Below are 22,721 nucleotides of genomic sequence, written 5' to 3'. Positions count from 1 at the left end.
TTGATCCTCATTTACTGTGCCCGCTGGGGCAGATCGTCTGTGATGTCGTAGTAATCGCCCTTGTCGGCCACAAAGATGTGCCGGGCGAGGTGCAGTCCGGTGGGTTCGCTCAGGGCGCCCATGGAAATGGAAATCGTGTCCTCGTCATTGTGCTGCCAGAACAAGAACGACCCGCAGGCACTGCAAAAGCCACGCCGCGCGGTGTCCGAGGCCCGGAACCAGCGCAGCGAGTCGCTGGCGGTAAAGCTGAGATTGTCCTGATGGGTCGTGGTCGAGGCCCAGACATGGCCCGACTGCTTGCGGCACTGGCCGCAATGGCAGGCCGATGGCGGCGACAGGTCACCGTCGATGGCAAACGAAACAGCGCCGCAGAGGCAGGAACCGGTATGCATTTGATTACCTCCTTGCTGCTGGCGCATGGGTGAGCGCTTTGCCAACCCCGCAAATGTTGAATGCGGACTCCGTCATGTCAGTACACCGGCGGCGCGATGACCCAGACGGCCACCGCAGGCTCATCATAGGGGTTGGACCATTGGTAGGGTTCGTTTTTGATCCGGAAGCTGTCCCCCGGACCGACCGAAAACGCGCGCGCCCCGATCACCAGATCCAAACGACCCGACACCATATAGCCGACCTCTTGCGTGGGGCGGTTCGCGGGCGTCTGCATCTTTGAATGCGGCTCGAACGTGGAATGCACCATTTCGAAGTCATCGGTCAGATCGGGCGAGAGCAGCTCTTCGATCAGCCCTTCCTCGCCCGAACCCATCGGGCGGCGCGATCCGGCGCGCACGACGTAACCCTGCTCGGCCACCGGCACCGAGGAATGCGCGAACAGCATCGACATCGGTACGCCCAGACATTCGGCAATCTGACGCAGGTCCGAAATCGACGGGTCCGACATGTCCCGTTCAACCTGGCTGAGCCACCCGACCGAGCGGTTCAGGCGTTCGGCAATTTCGGTCAGCGTCAGACCGCGCGCCTTGCGCAGAGCGCGGATATCCGCACCAAGCGTCGCACTTTGAGGGGCCTGCGTGTTCACCGATCGCTCCTGATTGTCGTGAAATTCTCTCCCTGTTTTTCACAATGACTCGAATCTATGAAAATTCCAAACCTTTTTTCATTTGATATTGCAGCCCGGCGTGGATATCCCTCCGGCATGTGGATCGCTGTGCTTTACCTGTGGGCAATTAATATCCTGAGCCTGGTGGCTTTTGGCTGGGACAAACTGCGCGCACGACGTCGTAAAGGACGCATCCCCGAGCGTAAATTATTATGGCTGGCAGCCCTGGGCGGCAGCCCCGGCGCAGTCATGGGGCGGTGGATATTCAACCACAAAACCCGCAAGCGCAGCTTTTCGATGCGGCTCTTTCTTATTGTCGGGTTTCAGGTTGTCTGCGGCTTTTTTCTTGTGCAGTTTGCTCAGGCAAATTGATCAGAGAAGTGCTGTTCAAGCCAACCTACTGGGTGAATTTACGGGGGAGCCGATGGATCTTGTACTGCGGTCGATCAAGTACATGCTTTGACTGAACGGAGCGATGATCGTCGGCGCGATTGGAATCGCCGTTGGATACAATTCGCCCGAAACCATTACGGTATCCCTGCAAATCGGGCTGGTTATCTTGATCTTGCTGGCCTTTCGGGCCGGTCTCCGCAGAGAAAAGCGTTGGGTTGCCCTGTTATTTGCCGTGTTCTGCACAATTGATCTGTTTGGCGCGCTTTCAGGGGGCATTTCGCTGCGGAATGCTATCAACCTCGTTGACGGCACCTTGTCGTTCGTCGCCATTTGCGGTGTCATCATTTGGCTGCGCGAGCGGAGCATCACAGCCTCAAAATCAAAGGCCTAACAGGCAAAGACCTGCGCCAGAATGCGAGTCAGATTGTCGGCGTCTTCTTTGTCAAACGCATCCGGCTGATCGCTGTCGATGTCGAACACGGCAATGACTTCACCCGAAGCGTCCCGCACCGGCAGCACCAGTTCAGACCGGGTGGATGAGGCACAGGCGATGTGACCCGGAAACGCATCCACGTCGGGCACCAGTTGCACCTCGCCGGTGCGCGCCGCAGCGCCACAGACACCGCGCTCGAACGGGATGACCAGACAGCCATGCCCACCCTGATAGGGGCCGATCTTCAGCAGGCCAGGCGCGGTCACCCGGTAAAACCCGGTCCAGTCGAAGCGGTCGTCTGCGTGGTGCACCTCGCAGGCAATCGTGGCCATCAGGGCGACCTGATCCGTTTCGCCTTCGGTCAGGGCGGCAATGGTCTTGGCAAGCGTGTCGTAGTCAACGGTCATGGTCAGTTTTTTCCGTGCTGGGTGGGGGCGCTGCCCCCTCTTGAGCCGATGGCTCAATTCACCCCCGGAGTATTTGGAAAAAGATGAAGCGTCAAACCCGTTCGATAGCGATGGCCGTGCCTTCGCCCCCACCGATGCAGATGGCCGCAACGCCGCGTTTGAGGTTTCGCTTTTCCAACGCATTCAACAAGGTGACCATGATGCGCGCGCCCGACGCGCCGATCGGGTGGCCCAAAGCGCAGGCGCCGCCATTCACGTTCACCTTGTCCCGCGGCAGGCCCATCTCATGCATGAAGGCCATGGGGACGACGGCAAAGGCCTCGTTCACTTCCCACAGGTCCACGTCGTCTTTGGACCAGCCAATGGCCGAGAGCAGCTTTTGCGCCGCCGGGACCGGGGCGGTCGTGAACAGGCCGGGCGCCTGCGCGTGGCTGGCGTGACCGACGATCCGGGCACGTATCGTCAGGCCCTGCGCCTCGGCAGCGTCGGCCGAGGCCAGGACCAGAGCAGCGGCCCCGTCAGAGATCGACGAGGAGTTGGCCGCCGTCACCGTACCGTCCTTGCGGAACGCGGGTTTCAACGTCGGGATTTTGTCGGGTCGGGCGGATTGCGGTTGCTCGTCCTGGCCAAAGGTGACCTCACCCTTGCGGGTGCGGGTGGTGACCGGTGTGATCTCGCCCTCGAATGCGCCGTTTTCCTGCGCCGACAGGGCGTTCGACAGCGATTGCAGCGCGTATTCGTCCTGTGCCTCGCGGGTGAATTGGAACGACTCGGCGCAGTCCTCGGCAAAGGTGCCCATCAGGCGGCCCTTGTCATAGGCGTCCTCGAGCCCGTCCAAAAACATATGATCGACCACCTGGCCGTGCCCGATCCGCGCGCCACCGCGCATTTTCGGCAGCAGGTAGGGGGCGTTGGTCATGCTCTCCATCCCGCCCGCAATCATCGTATCCGCATGGCCCAGAGCGATCTGATCATACGCCATCATCGCCGCTTTCATCCCCGATCCGCACATCTTGTTCAGGGTCGTTGCGGGCACCTCTTCACCCAGACCCGCCGCGAATCCGGCCTGTCGTGCAGGCGCCTGGCCCTGACCGGCGGGCAGCACGCAGCCCATCAGCACCTCATCCACCGTTTCAGCGCCTGCGCCCTTCAGGGCCGCTCGAATGGCGGTTCCGCCCAGTTCGGCGGCAGCCACACCGTCGAACATTCCCTGAAACCCTCCCATGGGTGTGCGCGCGGCCCCAGCGATAACGACCTGTTTCATCGGCATGATCCTCCTCTTTTTCCATTGGATAGATACAGAATGGTAAGATTTGCCGTCTAGCGTATTTCTACCAGCGATTTTCATATTAGAGGACCGTCGCGCATGGCCCTGACCAGCACAACGACCGACGCAACCCAGATTATCAAAGTACATTCAGACCGGATTGATGCGGCCATGGCTATCCAGTTCAAGGAAGACATGCGCAACGAGGCCGAAGGTGGCGCCAGACGTGTGGTGCTGGACCTGAGCAGCGTTGAATTCATCGATTCAAGCGGGCTGGGCGCCATCGTTGCCTCGATGAAGCAGCTTGGCAACGACCGCAGGCTGGATCTGGCCGGGCTGCATCCCTTTGTCGAAAAGGTGTTTCGGCTGACCCGCATGGACACGGTGTTCAAATTGTACCCGACACTGGATGATGCCTTGTCGGCCACGGCCGGTTGACCCTCCTGACCATCTGAATAGGCCCAATACCCATGTGTAACGGCAAATGTTTGGATCTGAGCTTTGCAGCGACCGAGTCTGAGGCCAGCGCCGGTATTGCGCAGCTCAGCAGATGTCTGGCGACTCAGGGGCTGCCGCAGCACAAGGCGGGTGACGTGAAGATTGCTCTGGCCGAAGCGATCAACAATGTGGTGGAACACGCCTATGCCGATGTGACGCCCGCAAGGGTCAAGGTGCGATGCCGCCTGCACCGGAACTGGCTGGATATCGTGATCTCGGACACCGGTAACCCCCTGCCCGGGTTTCGGGTGCCAGACGGGGCTCCGGCGCCGTTGGGATCAACCATTGACGACCTGCCCGAAGGCGGGTTCGGCTGGTTCCTGATCCACGAATTGACCAGCGATATCCGCTATGAACACTCGGATGGTTGCAACCGGCTGTCTCTGCGGTTTGACTTTCCCGATCCTGCCTGACGGCCAGAAAACGTCACAATAAGGCCCAGATCGAACCATTGTGGCGCCGCAAACGACCGACAAAAAGATACCTGTAGCTCAGATAGCTTCCCTCGGCGCCAAGTGTCACAGCCCCCACCCAGTGAACGGCGCCGAGGACCTTCTCCTTCATGTGACTGGACAAGTTCTGACCGCGCGATACCTTCGGCGCGTTCAAATCGGGGAAAAGCATCATGCGGGATTTTCACACTCCGGGCCGGTCCGAAGTTCTGGCGACCGTAGGGATGTGCGCGACGTCGCACCCATTGGCCGCGAAAGTGGCCGTGGACATTCTTGCGCAGGGCGGCAATGCGATGGATGCGGCCATTGCCGGTGCGGTCCTGCTGGGCATTTGCGAACCTCAGATGACTGGGTTGGGCGGCGATTGCTTTGTCCTATACAACCGGGCCGGAGAGGACGAAATCCACGCCCTGAACGGTTCAGGCCGCGCGCCTGCCGCCGCCAATGCCGAGAAACTGCGGGCACAAGGGCTGACGGCCGTGCCGCTGAATACGGCGGACGCGGTAACTATCCCTGGCGCGGTCGATGCGTTCTGCCATCTGGCGGAAACCGAGGGCAGGCTGGGGCTGAACACCATCCTGCAGCCCGCCATCCGCTATGCCGAGGCCGGTGTGCCGGTCGCGCCGCGGGTTGCGTTGGATTGGGCGACCGGGGCAGCCACTCTGCAAGGTACGGCGCGGGCTCACTATCTGATCAACGATAAAGCGCCTGAAATCGGACAGATCTTTCGATCCCCCGGTCAGGCCGAGGTTCTGCGTCGGATTGCCCAAAACGGGCGGGACGCGTTTTACTCCGGCGAAATTGCCGAGGACATGATCGCAACGCTGGCCCGCCGGGGCGGTTCCCACACGGCCGAAGATTTTCTGGCCACCGCCTGCACCAAAACGCAACCCGTCAGCGGCCCATATAACGGGCTGGAACTGGTCGAGCATCCGCCCAACGGTCAGGGCGCCACGGCCATTTTGCTGCTGAACATCCTCAGGAATTTCGACCTTGCCAGCATGGATCCGTTCGGTGCCGAATGTCTGCATATCGAGGCCGAGGCCTCAAAGCTGGCCTATGATGCCCGCAACCGGTTCATCGCTGATCCCGATCATACTACACATGCAGATCGGTTTCTGGATCAAGACGTGGCCGACAGGCTGGCGGCGCTGATCGACCCTAAGCGCGCGATGCCTGCTGCGGCCCCGCTGACCGAAGCCATTCACAAGGACACCGTCTATATCACCGTGGTGGACCGGGACAGGATGGCGGTCTCGCTGATCTATTCCATCTTTCACAGCTTCGGCTCGGGGATCGCGTCAGAGAAATACGGTATTCTGCTACAGAACCGGGGGGCTGGCTTTACCCTGCAGGCAGGCCACCCCAATGAGTTGAGCGGTGGCAAACGTCCCATGCACACCATCATCCCCGGCATCCTGAAACAGAATGGCCGGGTTCTGATGCCGTTCGGCGTGATGGGCGGCGCCTATCAGCCCACCGGCCATGCCCGTTTCGTGTCAAACCTGACCGACCACGGGCTGGACATGCAGGCCAGCATTGACGCTCCACGTGCTTTTGCAGACAACGGCATATTGAAGCTGGAACGCGGAATTTCGCCCAAGACAGTTCAACAATTGTGTGAAATTGGCCACACCGTTGAAATCCCAGAAACACCTTTGGGCGGAGCACAGGCCATCCGAATCTGTGAAAATGGCGTCTTGAAAGGCGCAAGTGACCCGCGAAAGGACGGTTGCGCCCTCGGGTTTTAATCGGTGAACGCGCGGCCAGAGGACCTCAGTTCAGGTTGAAATGCAGCGGGTAGGACCCGTTTTCAAACGGACCGAACATGTCAGGGATATCCGGGTGTTCGACCGGCTCGCCCGACTGATCCGCAACCAGATTTTGTTCTGAAACATAAGCAACATAGAAGGATTGGTCGTTTTCCGCCAACAGGTGGTAAAACGGCTGATCCTTGATCGGGCGGCTGTCTTCGGGGATGGCCTGATACCACTCTTCGGTATTCGAAAACTCTGCATCCACGTCAAAAATCACCCCTCGGAAGGGATGTTTTTTATGACGGACCACCTGACCCAGGCGATACTTTGCATGTGTCTTCAGCATTGTTTCTGCCCCCAATGGTCTTACTACCTGTTTCCGGGCCGAAAAGCCAATCATTGATCCGAAATTTAGGGAAACAGTCTGTGAACCTATGGCCGACAGTGCCGGGATTCTTGGCTCGTGCCATCGCTTTGGCCGGAGTGTTTCATGATCTCAATTCCCCTGTCCGAAGGCGCTTTACCTCTAATTCGAACTATTGTTCCGCAACGAATGTGATTTCCTAAACGCTCAATCTGCGCTAGAATGAAAGAAAAAGGCACGAGGCACATGAGCAGAATTCTTTTCGTACTCTTCGGGGTGCTGCTTCTGGCATCCTGTGGGGGTGGTTCCAAGCAGCCGCCCAGCAAACTGAATGACGCGTGCAGCATTGCGCGCGAACGGCCCGAATACATGAAGGCCTTCAAAAGCACCGAGCGGAAATGGGGTGTCCCGGTCCATGTGCAGATGGCGACGATCTATCAGGAAAGCCGTTACAAGCATGATGCCCGCACACCGCATCAATACGTTCTGGGTGTGATCCCGATGGGCCGTCAAAGCAGCGCCTATGGCTTTAGCCAGGCGCTGGACGGCACTTGGGAAGAATACCAGAAGGAAACCGGCAAACGCCGCGCCAAGCGGGATCGTATCCGCGATGCGTCGGATTTCATCGGCTGGTACATGAACAAAAGTTACGAACGGAACGGTATTCACCCCAGCGACACGCGCAACCAGTACCTCGCCTATCACGAAGGGCACACCGGTTACGCCCGCGGCAGTCACTATGGCAAAAGCTGGCTGCTGAACGTCGCCAATGACGTGGACGCGCGCGCCAAGCTGTATCAGGCGCAACTGTCCGGTTGCCGCTACTGACAGGTCAGCGGGTCAGCGATTGCCTGACCCGCTTCTGTTTGATTTCCTAAACAGGTCCCGGTTCAGGTTCTTGCCCGTGTCCAGCTGACCCAGCAACACAGTTGTCTGGGTGCCCGCGTTGTCGTAAATCACCCATTTGCGCAGTTCGACCGGGTTATCGGTGAACATCAACTCAATCCGGCCGGACTCGGGATTTTTCGGGTCCTGTGCGGTGACGACCGTCGCGGTGCCGTCGAAATCATGAGCCACGACCATATTCGCCTGCCCCAGATTCACATTGCGCGCCAACACCAGTGACAGCGGTGTCCGTTTCAACGGGTATTGCTCGGCCGGTTGGTTTGACTTGGGATCAAAGATCTGCACCGTGCCCGCATTGGCCAGCACAACTGCGCTGCTGGGCGGATCATACTCGAACCGCATCTTCCCGGGCCGCTGCATCCACAGCTTGCCGGTGCTCAGCGAGCCATCGTCGTTGACCTGAGTAAATGTCGTCTGAACGGCTTTCAGTCCGTTCAGATAGTGGGAAATCTGCGACAGCGGCAGTTTATCGGCCGCCCAGGCGGCAGGTGCGGCCAGGGTCAGGGCAAGGGCAAAAGCAATCTGTTTCATGCGTCCCAGATAAGCCTTCTGCCCTTGTTATTAAATATCCTACTGCTCGGGGACGAGGATTTCCCGCTTACCGACGTGATTTGCCGCCGAAACAACGCCTTCATCCTCCATCTGCTCTACCAGCCGCGCGGCCTTGTTGTAGCCGATGGCGAGTTTCCGCTGGATGTAGGAGGTCGAGCATTTGCGATCCTTGATCACAATCGCCACCGCCTGATCGTACAGAGCGTCCTCACCGTTGGTGTTGCCACCGGTGTTTAGGCCCAGAACAGCATCGATATTGTCGGCCTTTTCCTCGGCCGGGCCATCGACCACGCCGCTCATGTAATCCGGTGGACCGAACTGTTTCAGGTGGTTGACGATTTCCTCGACCTCTTCGTCCGAGACAAACGGCCCGTGGCAACGGGTAATCTTGGCGCCACCGGCCATATAGAGCATATCGCCCTGCCCCAGCAGTTGCTCGGCCCCCATCTCACCCAAGATGGTCCGGCTGTCGACTTTCGAGGTGACTTGGAACGAAATCCGGGTCGGGAAGTTCGCCTTGATCGTACCGGTGATCACGTCGACCGAGGGGCGCTGCGTCGCCATGATCAGGTGAATACCCGAGGCCCGCGCCATCTGTGCCAGACGCTGGATGCAGGCCTCGATTTCTTTACCCGCGACCATCATCAGGTCGGCCATCTCATCGACGATGACAACGATATAGGGCATCGCTTCGGGTGCGAATTCCTCGGTCTCGAACACCGGTTCGCCGGTTTCATCATCGAACCCTGTCTGGACCGTACGGCTGAACATCTCGCCCTTGGCCTGCGCGTCCTTTACGCGGCCGTTATAACCGGCGATGTTGCGGACGCCCATTTTGGACATCTTGCGATAGCGGTCCTCCATCTCACCCACGACCCATTTCAGAGCGACGACCGCCTTTTTCGGGTCGGTCACAACGGGCGACAACAGGTGCGGGATGCCGTCATAAACCGACAGTTCCAGCATCTTGGGGTCGATCATGATCAGGCGGCATTCATCGGGCGTCAGCTTGTAAAGCAGCGACAAGATCATCGTGTTGATCGCCACCGATTTACCGGAACCCGTGGTCCCCGCGATCAGCAGGTGGGGCATTTTCGCGAGGTTCGCCACAACAGACTCACCGCCAATATCCTTGCCCAGCGCCAAAGGCAGCGCGTGATTGCCATCGCCGAAATCGCGGCTGGCCAGGATTTCACGCAGCACCACCATTTCGCGGTTTTCATTCGGCAGTTCAATCCCGATCACCGATCGGCCCGGCAGGGTCGAAACCCGCGCCGACAGGGCCGACATCGAGCGCGCAATATCGTCCGCCAGACCGATCACCCGGCTGGCTTTCAGACCCGGAGCCGGTTCCAGTTCATACATGGTAACCACGGGGCCGGGACGGACGCTGACGATCTCACCCTTGACGCCATAGTCATCCAGCACGTTTTCCAGCATCCGCGCGTTTTCCTCCAGCGCCTCATCGCTGAGGTGATGGCGCTGGATGCTGGCCGGGTTCGATAGCAGACCCAGCGGAGGCAGTTCGAAATCGGAATGCCGTTCCTCGAAGGACAGGGCCGGCTGCGCCTCAGCCTGGGCCCGGCGCGAGGGCGGCGGGGTGCGGCGCACGGGTTGGGCGACCACCGGTTTGCGCGGCTCGGCCACCGGGATTTTCATCGCCGGACGCGGCTGCGGCTCGGGTTCGGGAGCGTCCTCGAACACGGCCTCATCTTCGAAATCCGACTCGGGCGCGAAATCCTCATGCAGCGGGTCTTGCTGCCAGTCCGGCGCGGGCTCTGCCGTCAGCATCGGCTCGGGCGGCAGACCGGAAGAGGTCATCGGCGGTTCGGGCGGCAGGTCTTCCCCACCTCTGGCGTTCAGGATCAGCGGGTCCGGACCGCGGCCCCGCCCCTTGGTCAGCGGCAGGTTCGGATCATGCTCGGGCGCCATCTCACCCGCGGCGACCTTGCGGTTGCGCACAGCGGCAGAGATTTTGGACCGGATGCGATCCTCGCCCGGCATTTCGTCAAAGCCTGCAACGGGTTCGGGATCGACCAGTTCGGGTTCGGGCATCGGTTCAGGGCGACGGATCAGGCTGGGCATCCGCGCCAGCAGGCCGGGTTTTACCGGCTCGGGCTCGTCAAGCTCCGGCTCTTCGAAGACCGGGTCTTCAAAGGCGATTTCATCATCGAAAACGGCGTCGGCACGGGCGGCCTTGCGTTCCTCCCACTGCGTGCGACGGTCGCGCGCGGCCTGCGCGGTGGCGGCGGCGCCACGGCCCAGCAGGTTCATCAGCATGTCGTAGGACATCACCAGACCCAACAGGAAGGCGCGGAACCCCTTGCGTACGTCGGCCTTGGTGAAACCCAGAACAAAAACACCCAGCGTCAGCATCCCGGCGGCCATCGCCAGCGACATCAGCTTGACCATGAAATGCGATGAGATCGGCAACAGCGTCAAAAGCGCACCCATAACGGTGTCGCCGAACAGGCCACCCAGACCAAAGCTGTGGGTCGCGCGCCAGGCCTCGCCCGGCACCAGCGTCGCAGCATAGACCGAGACAATTGCAATCCAGATCGGCGCAAAGATCAGACGGGCGACCGCGCGTTCTTCGCCGAAATGCCCGGCAAAACGCACGCCCCAGCCGATCAGCACCAGTGCGATGCTCCAACTGCCCCAACCGACAATCATGAACAATGGCGCTGCGATCGAGGCACCAATCCGCCCCATCCAGTTCTGCACCGGCGCATCGGTCGACACCATCCAGTTCGGATCATCGGGTGTGTAGGACCAGATCATTGCTGCAGCAGCCAGCCCCAGCAGGATCAGGGCGATCCCGATCAACTCCTTGCTGCGCCGCTCGATGGCGGCTTGCGTCGTGCTGTCCAGCAATGGATCGCGGTTGCGCGCGTTATATGATGCCATTTTGCCCTCGTACCTCACGAATAGATGCAGTCGCGGAGCTTGATCAGCCCCGGCCGCAACTCTGTTTTTGGGGCCACCAGAGCGACCCGGATAAATTGTTCGCCCGGGTTTTGCCCCGGATCACCTTGAGAAAGATATGCGCCCGGCAACACCCGGACACCGGTTTGCTTCCAGACCTTCAATGCAGTTTCTTCACCGTTTTCGACCGGCAGCCACAGGAAAAACCCGGCCTCGGGCGGCATATAGCCCCGAATGCCGGCGAAGACCTCATCGGCAATCGCGTATTTTTCCTGATAGAGCGCGCGGTTCTCGGCAACGTGTTCTTCATCCGCCCAAATCCGGGCAGCCGCGGCCTGCAAAGGCAGCGGCAGCGGTGCGCCTGCATAGCTGCGCAACTGTTTGACCCGTTTGATTGTCTCGGGGCCACCGGCAATCAGGCCCGACCGCAGGCCGGCCAGGTTTGACCGTTTCGACAGGGAATTGAACAGCGTCACCCGCTCAGGATCAGCACCCAGTTCCTGCGCCACGGTCAGCGCCCCCGTGGGGGCCTCATCGCGGTAAATCTCGGAATAGCATTCGTCGGCGAAGATGCGGAAATCGTATTTCTCGGCCAGTTGGATCAGTTCGGCCCAATAGTCGTGCGAAGCCACCGCACCCTGCGGGTTGGCGGGCGAACAGATATAGGCCGCGACGGTGCGGTTCAGAACATCCTCGGGCAAGCCTGCATAGTCCGGCAGATGGCCGGTTGCGGCTGTGGCAGGTACGAAAACCGGCTCGGCCCGGACCGAGATCGAAGCGACCATGTAGACCTGATAGAACGGGTTTGGGCACAGGATGACCGGTTTCTGACCGTGTTTTTCCTCGGGGCACAGCGCCATGGCGGCGTTATACAACCCCTCGCGGGTGCCGTTCAGGGCCATCACGTTGGTTTCCGGGTCCATCGTGACGCCATAGCGGCGGCTGATCCAGTCGGTGATCGCGCCCCGCAGCTCGGGCGAACCTTCATTCGGCGGGTACCCCTGAAACCCGGCGGCGTTTTCGGTGATCACATCGGTCACCCAAGCCGGAAAATCATGCATCGGCGCACCGATGGTCATGTGAATCACGTCCCCGCCCGGCTGGTGATGGTCCAACAGGGTGCGCAGACGCGGGAATGCGTATTCCGGTAGGTTCGAAAACCGCTCGGGGAAATTCATAATTGTTGCCTCAATACCGGGATCATTTTCGCCCCGTTTTTTTGGCAGATTACAGGCCGCGCCCCGCTTCGTCCAGACAAAGAGGCGCCGAATCAGGGGATTGTGGCATTCAGGCCAAAGCGGCCTCGGCGGCTGATCCCAGCCTTAACAGAGCCTCTTCCGACCCCGGATAGCCCATCATCATCACCCCACAGCCCGGCGTTGACGTGGGCAAAGTCAGCGCGGCCAGCCCCATCAGGTTGCCGATCCGCGTATTGCGCAGGGCCAGCAGGTTCTCGGTGACATAATAGTCGTGGTCGGCCATCAGACGATCCAGGTTCGGCGGCAGAATGGGGGCGGTCGGGGCCAGAACCGCGTCAAACCCGGAGGTGGCCGCGTCCCACGCGGCGCGGCTGGCCTTCAGCTTGGACCAGGCCGCGATATAGTCGGGGCCAGAGGCGTTCTTGCCCGCGCGGAACCGCTCCAGAATCTCTGGATACATCGCGTCCGGGTTGGCTTCGATCACGTCACGCCACAGCCCGTACGCCTCGGTTGTGTAGAGAATGCCGGACAGGCCCATAGCCTCGTTCAGCTCGGGTACTTCAAGGGGCACAATTTCAGCTCCCGCATCCCGCAGACGGTCCAGCGCATCGTCGAATGCCTTGCGCGGCGCATCCCGCAGATCGTCTTTTGCCACGTTTTGCAGGTCGGCAAAGCGGCGGCCTTTCAGACTGGCCCCGCGCAGATCGGCCGGTGCGTTCCCTTCCATCATCGCCAGCAGATGCGCCGCGTCCTCGACCGAACGCGCCAGCGGACCCGCAGTGTCAAAGCGCAGGCACAAGGGCACCACCCCTTCCAGGCTGACCCGCCCGGCGGTGGTCTTCAACCCAACCAGATTGTTCCAGGCCGCCGGGATGCGCACCGACCCACCCGTGTCCGAGCCGATCCCACCCGCCGCCAGGCCCCAGGCCACCGACGCACCAGCCCCCGAGGACGATCCGCCCGGCACCGCCTCCTCATCGTTGACACAGGGTGGCGTTCCGGTGATCGGGTTCAGGCCCAGGCCGGAAAAGGCCAGCTCGCTCATGTGGGTTTTGCCCAGGCAGACGGCCCCCAACGCGGTGGCATTGCGCAGCACAACTGCGTCGGCCTCGGGCATGCGGCCTTGCAACAGGGCCGATCCGGCCTCGGTCGCGGTTCCGGCGGTATCGAACAGGTCTTTCCAGCTGATCGGCACACCATCCAGCAGCGACCGGCGCAGGCCCAGCTTTGCACGTTCCTGCGCCGCCCTAGCCTCGGCCCGGGCGCGGTCGTGGGTCACGCGGGCGTAGATCCGGTCGCGGTGGGGGTGGGCATCGATGGCGGCCAGATAGGTCTGGGTCAGTTCCACCGGGTCGATGCGCCCCATGCCGATGCCCCGGCCCAGATCACACGCCGTCATGGTCAACCAGTCCTGCATCCCTACCCCCTTTGGAAAATCGCCTTATCGGACGGTAGCGACAGGACCGCACATGGACAATCCCGAATGTCCGCGCATATTGCGGGGCATGGAACAGAAGACCGATATCCTGATCGTTGGCGGTGGCCTGAATGGCCCGGCCCTGGCACTGGCGCTGGCGCAGACGGGGCATTCCGTCACCGTGATTGACGCGCTGGCCGAAACCGTGCGCAAGAACGCAGCCTTTGACGGGCGCGCCTATGCGTTGGCGCTGGCGTCGCAACGCCTGCTGGACGCGATCGGGGTATGGCAGCGGGTCGCCGAACACGCCCAGCCGATGCTGGAGATCAAGGTCACCGACGGGCACGCGGGTGCGGGACCGTCGCCGTTCTTCATGCATTTCGATCATGCCGAGATCGAAGAAGGCCCGATGGGGTACATGGTCGAGGACCGCCACCTGCGCCGCGCCTTTCTGGACGCGATGGCCAAGGAAAAGGGCATCACCCAGATCAGTGGCCGGACGGTCATCGCGCAAGAGGCTGACGCGACCGGCGTGACCCTGACGCTGGACGATGGCAGCACCGTCGCCGGCGGCCTGCTGGTCGGCTGCGACGGGCGCCGCAGCGGCACCGCCGCGCGCGCAGGCATCAAACGCACCGGTTGGGATTACGGCCAGACCGCGCTGGTCTGCGCCATCGAACACGACCTGCCCCATCACGGCGTCGCGCACCAGTTCTTCATGCCCCCCGGCCCGCTGGCGATCCTGCCGCTGACCCGCAACCGCAGCTCGATCGTCTGGAGCGAACGCACCGAGGCCGCACAACGCATCAACGCCCTGCCCGAGGCCGAGTATCTGCAGGTTCTGCGCCCGCGCTTTGGCGATTTTCTGGGCGACATCCGCTTGGCCGGAGACCGATTCACCTATCCGCTGAACCTGACCATCGCCAATTCCTTTATCGGCGACCGCATGGCCTTGGTCGGAGACGCCGCCCACGGCATGCACCCCATCGCCGGGCAAGGGCTGAACGCGGGCCTGCGGGATGTGGGCGCGCTGGCCGAGGTGCTGACGCTGGCGGGACGGCGCGGTGAAGACATCGGCTCGGTTCTGGTACTGGAGCGCTATCAGGAATGGCGCCGCTTTGACACTGCCGCGCTTGCGATGGCGACGGATGTGTTCAACAAGCTGTTTTCCAACGACAATCCTCTGCTGCGGATCGGCCGCGACATTGGGATGGGGATCGTCGGCTCTCTGCCCGGTCTGCGCCGTGGGTTTGTACGCGAGGCCGCCGGATTGACCGGAGACCTGCCGAAATTGCTGCAGGGCCGCCCGATTTAATCCAGCTGGCGCGCCTCGTCGACCAGCATCACCGGGATACCGTTGCGGATCGGAAAGGCCAGATTGGCCGCCTTGGAAACCAATTCCTGCTTTTCGGCGTCGTAGTGCAGTGTGGTATGGGTCTGCGGGCAGATCAGCGCCTCAAGCATGTGGCGGTCAAAAGGGTGTTCGGGGTCGGTCATTGCAGTTTTTCCTCGTTCGTTCCGCCGCGCATGGCGAATTCTATCAATGTCACCAAAGTCTCGCGCCGGGTACGCAGGCACGGCGCCTCTAACAGGGCCTGTTTTTCTTCGGGGTCGAAATCCAGCAGCATAGACAGTGAGTTGACCAGCAGCTCATCGTCGGCGTCTTTCAGCGTGTCCCAATCCGTCGACAGCTGACGCGAGGCGAAGAAACGCTCCAGCAGATCCAGAAACCGGGACCGGTCGAACCCGCCGTCCAGCTCGGCCTTGCCCAGATCGCGGTCAAACCCGCCCCATGACACGGCGCAGCGCCGATAGGGGGTGAAGGCGTCCAGCTCGGATGTGATGCGGAACCGCGAGATACCGGTAAGTGTGATCAGATAGCGGCCATCTTCGGTTTCGGAAAACTGCGTCACCCGCCCGGCGCAGCCAATCTGGTGCAGTTTGTCCTCATCGCTCTGACAGGGGTTCGGCTGCACCATGCCAATCAAACGTTCCTGCGTTTTCAGGGCATCGTCCAGCATCTGCAGATAGCGCGGCTCGAATATATGCAGCGGCAGGCGTGAACGGGGCAGCAGCAGCGCCCCGGGCAAAGGAAAAACGGATACCGTTTCCGGCAGATCAGCGGGATGCATCATGTACCCGAGTGTAGCTCTGATCCGGGATTAGGCAAATATCATCGAGCTGAGCTTGCGGCGGCCGTTCAGAACAATCGGATCGTTGGGCTTGAGCGCATCGAAGATGGTGAACAGCTGCGTCTTGGCGGCACCGTCATTCCATTCGCGGTCGCGGCGGAACAGGTCCAGCAGCTGTGCGACGGCATCTTCCACATCGCCATTGGCGTGCAGCGCCCGCGCCAGATCAAACCGCGCCTGATGGTTGTCGGGATCGGCCTCGACCGCAGCGGTCAGTTCAGCCACAGGACCCGCATCAGCGGCCTGTTTGGCCAGCTCCAGCTGCGCATGGGCGGCTTCCAATTCGGGCGAAGAGGAAATCTCGGCCGGTGCACCGTTCAGGATCGCCTCGGCCTGTTCCAGATCACCTGCCGCGATATGGGCACGCACCAACCCGCCATAGGCATCGGCATGGTTGGGGTCTTCACCCAGAATGGCAGCGAATGTCTGGGCGGCGTCACTGGCCGCGCCCTCAGACAGCATCTCTTCGGCGGCTTGAACGGCGTCGTCCAAATGTCCACCGGGACTTTCACCGCCCGCAGCCTCGATCACACGGTCGACAAATGCCTTGATCTCGGACCCCGGTACAGCACCCTGAAACCCGTCCACAGGCTGGCCCTTGAAGAACGCGTAGACGGTCGGGATCGACTGGATGCGCAGTTGCGCAGCAATCGTCTGTGCCTCGTCCACGTTGATCTTGACCATCTTCACCGCGCCCTTGGCGGCGGTCACGGCCTCTTCCAGCAGCGGACCAAGCGTCTTGCAGGGGCCACACCAGGGCGCCCAGAAATCGACGATGACCGGGATGTCCTGCGAGGTTTCGATCACATCGGCCATGAACGTGGCCTCGGTTCCGTCCTTGATCAGATCGGTGGTCTCGGGGCTGGCTGCGGCGTTCAGAAGGTCCATGGCATTCATTCTCCGGTTCGAACTTGCGCCCTATATGCAACCGCTGGCTGCGGAAACCAAGGGCAGAGTTGCCGCTTTACAGATCGAAACTGGCAAAAACGGGTGCGTGGTCGCTGGGTTTCTCCCACCCGCGCGCATCGCGCAGAATGCGGCTGGAATGGCCCGCGTTCGAAATATCAGGCGTGGCCCAGACATGATCCAGCCGCCGCCCCTTGTCGGCCGCATCCCAATCGCGCGCCCGGTAGGACCACCAGCTATAGAGCTGCCCTTCGGGGATATCCTGTCGGGTGATATCCACCCAACCGCCCGCATCCTGCGTTTCGGCCAACTGTTCTACCTCGATCGGCGTGTGCGACACGACCTTGAGCAGTTGTTTGTGCGACCACACATCATCCTCGCGCGGGGCAATGTTCAGATCGCCGACCAGAATGGATTTCTCGGGCTTTTCCGCATGGAACCAATCGCGCATATCGGTGAGGTAATCCAGCTTTTGGCCGAACTTCTCATTCACCTCGCGATCCGGAACGTCACCGCCTGCAGGGACGTAAAAGTTGTGGATGGTGACGCCGTTTTCCAACCGCCCGGCGATGTGGCGGGCATGGCCGAGACCTGCGAAATCCTTGTCGCCCACCTCTTCCATCGGAAGGCGCGACAGGATGGCGACGCCGTTATAGCCCTTCTGACCGCGCGCAACCATGTGGGTATAGCCCAGCTCGGCGAACCCTTCGGTCGGGATCTTTTCGACCGGAGACTTGCACTCCTGCAAACACAGAACATCCGGAGCCTCTTCCTGCAGCAATTTCAGCACGATGGGCTCGCGCAGGCGGACCGAGTTGATGTTCCAGGTGGCAAGGGTGAAAGGCATGGGGGATTCCTCTGTCGCGGGTTGGGCGGAGGTTAGCGCGGTGTGAGATGGGGTACTATTAGAAAGTGCACCAAAATGCATTTGACCAAAAATGACAGTTTAGCGAAGGTTGCTGGCTTTCGATTCATTGCGGGAAAAAAATTAGTATTCAGCGAAGTTACCCCCTATCCCGTTGGCAGCGACGCGCGATCCATCCAAGATTGGCTGTTTTTTCACAATGAAAACCTAGTGCAATTGGCATTTCAATCGCAGGGCACACCGTTAGTTCAAGCGATACATATCTAGTTGAAGCGTGTTCAAAGTTCATTGCCGGCCCGTTTATCTCAAGTATATTGATAGCTCTGAGCAGTTCAGGTTCGGAAACTCCCAGTGCCGCCCACTCGCTCTTGCTTTCTCGAAAGATTCGCCCTCCAATCTCGACTTCCGCATCCGCAAAGGATCTTGGCAACACCCCGTGTCGGAAGCATGTCGCTCTGTTGATCTGTGCCACGGCAATTCCAACGGTGATCACCGAGAAAATGATGAGAAAAGTGGTTATGAAAAGGCGCTTCATTCGGCGAACATAACGAACCTAGAAAGTTGCGAAAAGAGTTCAAAGCAGACGTCTTACTAACGCACCACCCCACAAAAAAAGCCGGGCCATCAGGCCCGGCAGTCCAACAGGGAGGTGCATGTCATGACCCGGACATGCGCGGGTTGGGAGAACTCTAATTACACATCCAGAGTATCACTTTGATCCACGTCAATCCACAACGAGTTAAGAGACCAATCGATATCCACCCGATTCTGTGACCAAAAGGCGTGCATTGGACGGATCGGGTTCGATTTTCTGGCGCAGGCGGTAGATGTGGGTTTCCAGCGTGTGGGTGGTGACACCAGCGTTATAGCCCCAGACCTCGTGCAGCAACACGTCGCGGGCGACGACGCCATCGGTCGAGCGGTACAGGAACTTGAGAATATTGGTTTCTTTCTCGGTCAGCCGGATTTTGCGATCCTCTTCGGTGATCAGCATCTTCATCGCAGGCTTGAACGTGTACGGCCCCAGAACGAACACTGCGTCCTCGGACTGTTCGTGCTGACGCAGCTGGGCACGAATGCGGGCCAGCAGAACCGGGAATTTGAACGGCTTTGAGACATAGTCATTAGCCCCTGCATCCAGACCCAGAATGGTATCCGCGTCGCTGTCATGACCTGTCAGCATCAGAATCGGGCTTTTGACACCCTGCTTGCGCATCAGGCGGCACAGCTCGCGCCCGTCGGTATCCGGCAAGCCGACGTCCAGAATGACCAGATCGTAGATCGCCTCGCGCGCGCGCTCCATTGCGGACGCCCCGTCATGAGCTTCGAACACGTCGAAATCCTCGGTCATCACAAGTTGCTCGCTGAGCGCCTCGCGCAGGTCTTCGTCGTCATCCACCAGCAGGATTTTCTTGAGCTGAGCCATGTCCGGTCCTCCTAAGCCTTTTCCACCACTTGCGCGCGGAAGATGCAATCAACAAGGTTTACTGCAATAGTCTCACGCCCTCGTGTCCGAGGCGGAGGAAATGTTTCACATTTCCGTTCTATCAGGCTACAGGAAGGCCAGAACGTTACAGGGTAACATAGATGAGTCTGATCCCGGATATTTCAGAATTGCTGGCGCGGGCCCGCGCGGACCTGCGCATGGGGGTTCCGGTTGCCCTGACCGATGGCAGCGGTTTCAGCGTGTTGGCGATTGCCACCGAAACGCTGAGTGCCCAGCGGCTTGCGGATCTGCGCGGCCTTGGCGGCGAGCCGGTCGTCGCCGTCACCGTACGCCGGGCCGAGACGCTGAAGGCGCGGGCCTATGACGGCGATCTGGCCCGGGTAATCATTCCGGCCGACGCGGATATTGCCTGGGTTCAGGCCGTGGCCGACCCGTCTGACGATCTGAATGCGCCGATGAAAGGCCCCCTGATGACCGAGCGTCAGGGCCACGCCAATCTGCACCGTATCGCCATCGCCCTGACCAAATCGGCACGGTTGCTGCCCGCAGCTGTGGTCATGCCTATCAAGGACGGGCGCGATTTCGCGGCCCAACACGGCCTGACCTGCATTGATCACACCCGCGCCGCGCCGCATCTGGCCGACCGTAGCGAATTACATGCCGTCGTTGCAGCCCGGCTGCCGATGGAGGTTTCCGAGGCCGGACGGCTGCACGTGTTCCGCCCCGAGGATGGCGGCGAAGAGCATTACGCCGTTGAAATCGGCCGTCCTGATCGCGACAAGCCGGTTCTGGCGCGGCTGCATTCGGCCTGCTTCACCGGTGACCTGATGGGCAGTCTTAAATGCGATTGCGGCCCTCAGCTGCGGGGCGCACTGGCGCAGATGGGCTCGGAAGGGGCCGGGGTGCTGCTGTACCTCAACCAAGAGGGGCGCGGCATCGGTCTGGCCAACAAGATGCGCGCCTATTTCCTGCAGGATCAAGGTTTTGACACGGTCGAGGCCAATCACCGGCTGGGCTTTGAGGATGATGAGCGTGATTTCCGGCTGGGATCGGACATTCTGAAATCGCTGGGGTTCAGCTCGGTTCGGCTGCTGACCAACAATCCGGCGAAAATAGCGATGATGGAAAAGACCGGTATTGCCGTCACCGAACGTGTGCCCCTGAAGGTCGGTGAAACCGCCCACAACCGAGGGTATCTGGCGACCAAGGCGGCCAAGTCGGGGCACTTGCTGTGACGCCTGCCGATCTGGTGCTGACCCCGCTTGGCGTGCGATTTGCCGGTCGGATCTTTCCCTGCTCCATCGGCAAAGGCGGGCTGAGCAACACCAAGCGCGAAGGCGATGGCGCCACGCCGACCGGAATGCACCATATCGTCGGCATGTTTTATCGACCGGACCGGATTGCGAAACCGTGCGAATGGGCGATTCCCATCGGTCCACGCGATCTGTGGTCGGATGACGTCCGGGACGACCAGTACAACAATCTGGTCACCGCACCCCATGCCTTCAGCCATGAAAAGCTGCGCCGCGCCGACCCGCTTTATGATATGGTGCTGGTCACCGACTGGAACTGGCCCAATGCCGTGCCCGGTCACGGTTCGGCAATCTTTATTCACCAATGGCGTCGCCCCGGTTATCCGACCGAAGGCTGCGTCGCCTTCCGCCGCGACCACCTGCACTGGATTGCCAGTAAGGTGTCGCTGGGTACGCGGCTGATTATTCCCGAGGTCTGACCCGTTCGCCAAAAATGGCAGAGCCGACGCGTATATGGGTTGCCCCCAGCGCGATGGCCTTTTCGAAATCACTGCTCATGCCCATCGACAAGCCCTCAAGACCATTGCGCCCGGCAATCTTGGCCAGCAGGGCAAAATGCAGCGCGGGTTCCTCGTCAACCGGAGGGATGCACATCACCCCCCGAACCGGCAGGTCCAATTCCCGGCATTCGGCGATGAAGGCGTCGGCATCGGCGGGCAGGATACCCGCCTTTTGCTCCTCTTCCCCGGTATTGACCTGAATGAACAGGTCCGGGCAGGAGCCGACCTCCTGCGCCAGCCGGGCCAGTGTCCTGGCCAGCTTGGGCCGGTCGACCGAGTGGATGGTGCTGAACAGTTCCATCGCTTGCCGGGCCTTGTTGGTTTGCAGCGGCCCGATCAGATGCAGATCGACATCCGGGAATTGCGCAGTAAAGTCCGGCCATTTGCCAGCGGCCTCTTGCACCCGGTTTTCACCGAAACACCGATGCCCCTGATCCAGAATGGCCTGCACACGCTCATCCGGCTGCACTTTGGAGACCGCGATCAGTTTGACGGATCCCGCAGCCCGCCCCGCGGCGGTTTCGGCTTTGGCAATACGGTCAGTGATATCTTGCAGTGACATTGGGTTCCTCAATCTGCTTTGAGCGCAGGAAAACACCATGTCGGTACAAAAGAAAAGGGCAGGTCCGAAGACCTGCCCTAAAACCTTGCGGTTTCAGATCAACTTAGAAGTTGAACTGTGCACCGAAGTCAGCTTGGATGCGATCTTCGCAAACGTCGCAGTCGTTGCGGCCAATACCACCGCGCAGCGATGCACCGCCGCCCAGGTCGTAGATGGCACCAACAGCGATTTCTTGCGTGTCAGCGTCGGCGTTACCGTCACCGTAGGTGAACAGCAGGGTGGTTGCGGCGCCCAGGTTGTAGGCGGCCGACAGACCCCATGCGGTACCGTCGGTGGCAGCGACTTCGGTGGCGTCGTCTGCAACAAACAGAGTGCCCGAGAAGTCACCAAATTCTGCACCCAGGGTCAGAACAGTCAGGCTCGGATCGGAGCCAGCGCCACCGTCGGTTTGACCATAGGCAACAGCTGCGGTGATGTTGTTGAAGGTGTAAGTCGCGCTTACGTCCCAACGGTCTGCGTCGGTGGTGGTCGATGTGAGGCCACCCGCTGCAACAGTGGTAACCTGAGCTTGGTCATACGACGCGCCGAAGGCGAAGTCGCCAACTGCGTACTGGAAGAACACAGCGTTCGAACCTGCGCTGTCGCCCGACTGGTAGCTCAGGAAGCTGTAGTCAACGCCCGAGTACTGACCTGCGAACAGTTCCAGACCAACTTCGTTACCGTAGTAGTTTGCCAGGTTGTCGAACGAACCGGCAACGTTGCCGGCGTCAACACGCAGACCACCGTAGATGACCGAGAAGCGTGCGCCGTTCAGTTTGGCGTTGTTTGCTTCGCCGTTGGCGGCGTTTTCGTCAGCCTGCATACGAACACGAGCCGAGAACTGAACGCCACCGTCGGTTTCTGCGGTGCCGTCGATGTTCAGACGGAAGCGCGAGACCAGGATTGCGTCGTCGGTGTCAGCGGACGAAACTGCCGAAACGTCGTCAGCAGTGCCCATCAGGCCGTCTGCGCCAGCGCCGGTTACCGTGGTGGATTGCGCACGGTCTTCCAGGTAGCCAATACCAAAGCGGCCATAACCGCTGAAGCTAATTTCGGCCGCTGCAACACCTGCTGTTGCGATCAGAGCGGTCGATGCGAAGAGAACTTTTTTCATCTTGTTTCCCTCGGTTTCAAAAAGTTTATCTACTCGACACATGCCTCAGCACATGTCTCAGCACGGGAACCGTTTCGCTCTTTTTGCCCCCAACGCGCAAGCTTGGCATAAATGAATGGACCGCATTGGCACAAAATTGGTGCAAGGATGCCA

General features: G+C 60.5%; 26 protein-coding genes. 9 read left to right on the top strand and 17 right to left on the bottom strand.

The window, feature by feature from the left end:
- Positions 1 to 11: 11 nt before the first annotated feature.
- Positions 12 to 392: a GFA family protein gene (locus ACOQFT_RS04350; RefSeq protein ID WP_421596809.1), complete on the bottom strand. Its 381-nt coding sequence runs from the start codon at positions 390 to 392 to the stop codon at positions 12 to 14.
- 77 nt (positions 393 to 469) lie between these two features.
- Positions 470 to 1,039 carry a helix-turn-helix domain-containing protein gene (locus ACOQFT_RS04345; protein ID WP_421596808.1) on the bottom strand — a complete coding sequence of 190 codons (570 nt, stop codon included), beginning with the start codon at positions 1,037 to 1,039 and terminating at the stop codon, positions 470 to 472.
- A gap of 57 nt (positions 1,040 to 1,096) precedes the next feature.
- Between ACOQFT_RS04345 and ACOQFT_RS04340 the strand changes: the two genes are divergently transcribed.
- Together ACOQFT_RS04340 and ACOQFT_RS04335 are read left to right on the top strand one after the other, a co-directional pair.
- Positions 1,097 to 1,432: a DUF1294 domain-containing protein gene (locus tag ACOQFT_RS04340; protein WP_421596807.1), complete on the top strand. Its 336-nt coding sequence runs from the start codon at positions 1,097 to 1,099 to the stop codon at positions 1,430 to 1,432.
- A 103-nt stretch (positions 1,433 to 1,535) separates the two neighbouring features.
- Positions 1,536 to 1,844: a hypothetical protein gene (locus tag ACOQFT_RS04335; RefSeq protein WP_421596806.1), complete on the top strand. Its 309-nt coding sequence runs from the start codon at positions 1,536 to 1,538 to the stop codon at positions 1,842 to 1,844.
- Here the strand turns inward: ACOQFT_RS04335 and ACOQFT_RS04330 are convergent.
- Positions 1,841 to 2,293, bottom strand: a complete 453-nt coding sequence (locus ACOQFT_RS04330) for a GAF domain-containing protein (RefSeq protein WP_421596805.1) — start codon at positions 2,291 to 2,293, stop codon at positions 1,841 to 1,843. The two genes, ACOQFT_RS04335 and ACOQFT_RS04330, sit on opposite strands and share 4 nt — an antisense overlap.
- Positions 2,294 to 2,384: 91 nt before the next feature.
- Positions 2,385 to 3,557, bottom strand: a complete 1,173-nt coding sequence (locus tag ACOQFT_RS04325; protein ID WP_421596804.1) for a thiolase family protein — start codon at positions 3,555 to 3,557, stop codon at positions 2,385 to 2,387.
- 102 nt (positions 3,558 to 3,659) lie between these two features.
- On the opposite strand from ACOQFT_RS04325, the gene ACOQFT_RS04320 reads away from it, so the two are divergent.
- The 3 genes from ACOQFT_RS04320 to ACOQFT_RS04310 all read left to right on the top strand — a co-directional run bounded on the left by ACOQFT_RS04320 (position 3,660) and on the right by ACOQFT_RS04310 (position 6,261).
- Entirely contained in the window at positions 3,660 to 3,998 is a 339-nt protein-coding gene (locus ACOQFT_RS04320) for an STAS domain-containing protein (protein ID WP_421596803.1), read from the top strand.
- A 32-nt stretch (positions 3,999 to 4,030) separates the two neighbouring features.
- Positions 4,031 to 4,471 (top strand): ATP-binding protein, encoded by a 441-nt coding sequence (locus tag ACOQFT_RS04315; RefSeq protein WP_421596802.1) that lies wholly within the window; start codon positions 4,031 to 4,033, stop codon positions 4,469 to 4,471.
- A 212-nt stretch (positions 4,472 to 4,683) separates the two neighbouring features.
- Positions 4,684 to 6,261 carry a gamma-glutamyltransferase family protein gene (locus ACOQFT_RS04310; protein ID WP_421596801.1) on the top strand — a complete coding sequence of 526 codons (1,578 nt, stop codon included), beginning with the start codon at positions 4,684 to 4,686 and terminating at the stop codon, positions 6,259 to 6,261.
- Between the two features lie 25 nt (positions 6,262 to 6,286).
- Here ACOQFT_RS04310 and hspQ read toward each other — a convergent pair whose 3' ends face one another.
- Positions 6,287 to 6,613: a heat shock protein HspQ gene (hspQ, locus tag ACOQFT_RS04305; protein ID WP_421596800.1), complete on the bottom strand. Its 327-nt coding sequence runs from the start codon at positions 6,611 to 6,613 to the stop codon at positions 6,287 to 6,289.
- 264 nt (positions 6,614 to 6,877) lie between these two features.
- Here hspQ and ACOQFT_RS04300 point away from each other — a divergent pair, with 264 nt between their 5' ends.
- Positions 6,878 to 7,459 carry a transglycosylase SLT domain-containing protein gene (locus tag ACOQFT_RS04300; protein WP_421596799.1) on the top strand — a complete coding sequence of 194 codons (582 nt, stop codon included), beginning with the start codon at positions 6,878 to 6,880 and terminating at the stop codon, positions 7,457 to 7,459.
- 12 nt (positions 7,460 to 7,471) lie between these two features.
- Here ACOQFT_RS04300 and ACOQFT_RS04295 read toward each other — a convergent pair whose 3' ends face one another.
- From ACOQFT_RS04295 to ACOQFT_RS04280, 4 genes are all read right to left on the bottom strand, one after another.
- Complete coding sequence (locus ACOQFT_RS04295; protein ID WP_421596798.1) at positions 7,472 to 8,068, bottom strand: LolA family protein; 597 nt, start codon at positions 8,066 to 8,068, stop codon at positions 7,472 to 7,474.
- Between the two features lie 39 nt (positions 8,069 to 8,107).
- Entirely contained in the window at positions 8,108 to 10,996 is a 2,889-nt protein-coding gene (locus tag ACOQFT_RS04290) for a DNA translocase FtsK 4TM domain-containing protein (protein WP_421596797.1), read from the bottom strand.
- A 14-nt stretch (positions 10,997 to 11,010) separates the two neighbouring features.
- Positions 11,011 to 12,192 (bottom strand): aminotransferase class I/II-fold pyridoxal phosphate-dependent enzyme, encoded by a 1,182-nt coding sequence (locus ACOQFT_RS04285; RefSeq protein WP_421596796.1) that lies wholly within the window; start codon positions 12,190 to 12,192, stop codon positions 11,011 to 11,013.
- A 109-nt stretch (positions 12,193 to 12,301) separates the two neighbouring features.
- Positions 12,302 to 13,630, bottom strand: a complete 1,329-nt coding sequence (locus ACOQFT_RS04280) for an amidase (RefSeq protein WP_421596795.1) — start codon at positions 13,628 to 13,630, stop codon at positions 12,302 to 12,304.
- Between the two features lie 52 nt (positions 13,631 to 13,682).
- Between ACOQFT_RS04280 and ACOQFT_RS04275 the strand changes: the two genes are divergently transcribed.
- Positions 13,683 to 14,945 carry an FAD-dependent monooxygenase gene (locus ACOQFT_RS04275; protein ID WP_421596794.1) on the top strand — a complete coding sequence of 421 codons (1,263 nt, stop codon included), beginning with the start codon at positions 13,683 to 13,685 and terminating at the stop codon, positions 14,943 to 14,945.
- Here ACOQFT_RS04275 and ACOQFT_RS04270 read toward each other — a convergent pair.
- From ACOQFT_RS04270 to ACOQFT_RS04245, 6 genes are all read right to left on the bottom strand, one after another.
- Positions 14,942 to 15,127, bottom strand: coding sequence for a Trm112 family protein (locus ACOQFT_RS04270; RefSeq protein ID WP_170547011.1), 186 nt, complete (start codon positions 15,125 to 15,127; stop codon positions 14,942 to 14,944). The two genes, ACOQFT_RS04275 and ACOQFT_RS04270, sit on opposite strands and share 4 nt — an antisense overlap.
- Entirely contained in the window at positions 15,124 to 15,765 is a 642-nt protein-coding gene (locus ACOQFT_RS04265) for an LON peptidase substrate-binding domain-containing protein (protein WP_421596793.1), read from the bottom strand. Before ACOQFT_RS04265 ends, ACOQFT_RS04270 begins: the two co-directional genes overlap by 4 nt.
- A gap of 27 nt (positions 15,766 to 15,792) precedes the next feature.
- Positions 15,793 to 16,710, bottom strand: a complete 918-nt coding sequence (gene trxA / locus ACOQFT_RS04260; protein ID WP_421596792.1) for a thioredoxin — start codon at positions 16,708 to 16,710, stop codon at positions 15,793 to 15,795.
- 76 nt (positions 16,711 to 16,786) lie between these two features.
- The gene (locus tag ACOQFT_RS04255) at positions 16,787 to 17,575 is read right to left on the bottom strand and encodes an exodeoxyribonuclease III (protein ID WP_170447038.1); all 789 of its coding nucleotides are present in this window, start codon (positions 17,573 to 17,575) and stop codon (positions 16,787 to 16,789) included.
- 157 nt (positions 17,576 to 17,732) lie between these two features.
- Positions 17,733 to 18,128, bottom strand: a complete 396-nt coding sequence (locus ACOQFT_RS04250; protein WP_421596791.1) for a hypothetical protein — start codon at positions 18,126 to 18,128, stop codon at positions 17,733 to 17,735.
- Positions 18,129 to 18,332: 204 nt separating this feature from the next.
- Entirely contained in the window at positions 18,333 to 19,019 is a 687-nt protein-coding gene (locus tag ACOQFT_RS04245; protein WP_170447042.1) for a response regulator transcription factor, read from the bottom strand.
- Positions 19,020 to 19,180: 161 nt separating this feature from the next.
- On the opposite strand from ACOQFT_RS04245, the gene ribA reads away from it, so the two are divergent.
- On the top strand, positions 19,181 to 20,275 hold the full coding sequence (ribA, locus tag ACOQFT_RS04240; protein ID WP_421596790.1) for a GTP cyclohydrolase II: 1,095 nt from the start codon (positions 19,181 to 19,183) through the stop codon (positions 20,273 to 20,275).
- The gene (locus ACOQFT_RS04235; RefSeq protein WP_421596789.1) at positions 20,272 to 20,772 is read left to right on the top strand and encodes a L,D-transpeptidase family protein; all 501 of its coding nucleotides are present in this window, start codon (positions 20,272 to 20,274) and stop codon (positions 20,770 to 20,772) included. Before ribA ends, ACOQFT_RS04235 begins: the two co-directional genes overlap by 4 nt.
- Here ACOQFT_RS04235 and ACOQFT_RS04230 read toward each other — a convergent pair.
- Together ACOQFT_RS04230 and ACOQFT_RS04225 are read right to left on the bottom strand one after the other, a co-directional pair.
- Positions 20,756 to 21,415 (bottom strand): YggS family pyridoxal phosphate-dependent enzyme, encoded by a 660-nt coding sequence (locus tag ACOQFT_RS04230; RefSeq protein ID WP_421596788.1) that lies wholly within the window; start codon positions 21,413 to 21,415, stop codon positions 20,756 to 20,758. The genes ACOQFT_RS04235 and ACOQFT_RS04230 overlap by 17 nt on opposite strands.
- Positions 21,416 to 21,518: 103 nt before the next feature.
- Positions 21,519 to 22,568: a porin gene (locus ACOQFT_RS04225; RefSeq protein WP_421596787.1), complete on the bottom strand. Its 1,050-nt coding sequence runs from the start codon at positions 22,566 to 22,568 to the stop codon at positions 21,519 to 21,521.
- Between the last annotated feature and the right edge of the window lie 153 nt (positions 22,569 to 22,721).

The organism is Ruegeria sp. MALMAid1280 (genome assembly GCF_049195285.1).
In the GTDB taxonomy this organism is placed as follows: domain Bacteria; phylum Pseudomonadota; class Alphaproteobacteria; order Rhodobacterales; family Rhodobacteraceae; genus Ruegeria.
This window is presented reverse-complemented; position numbering and strand designations above follow the sequence as displayed.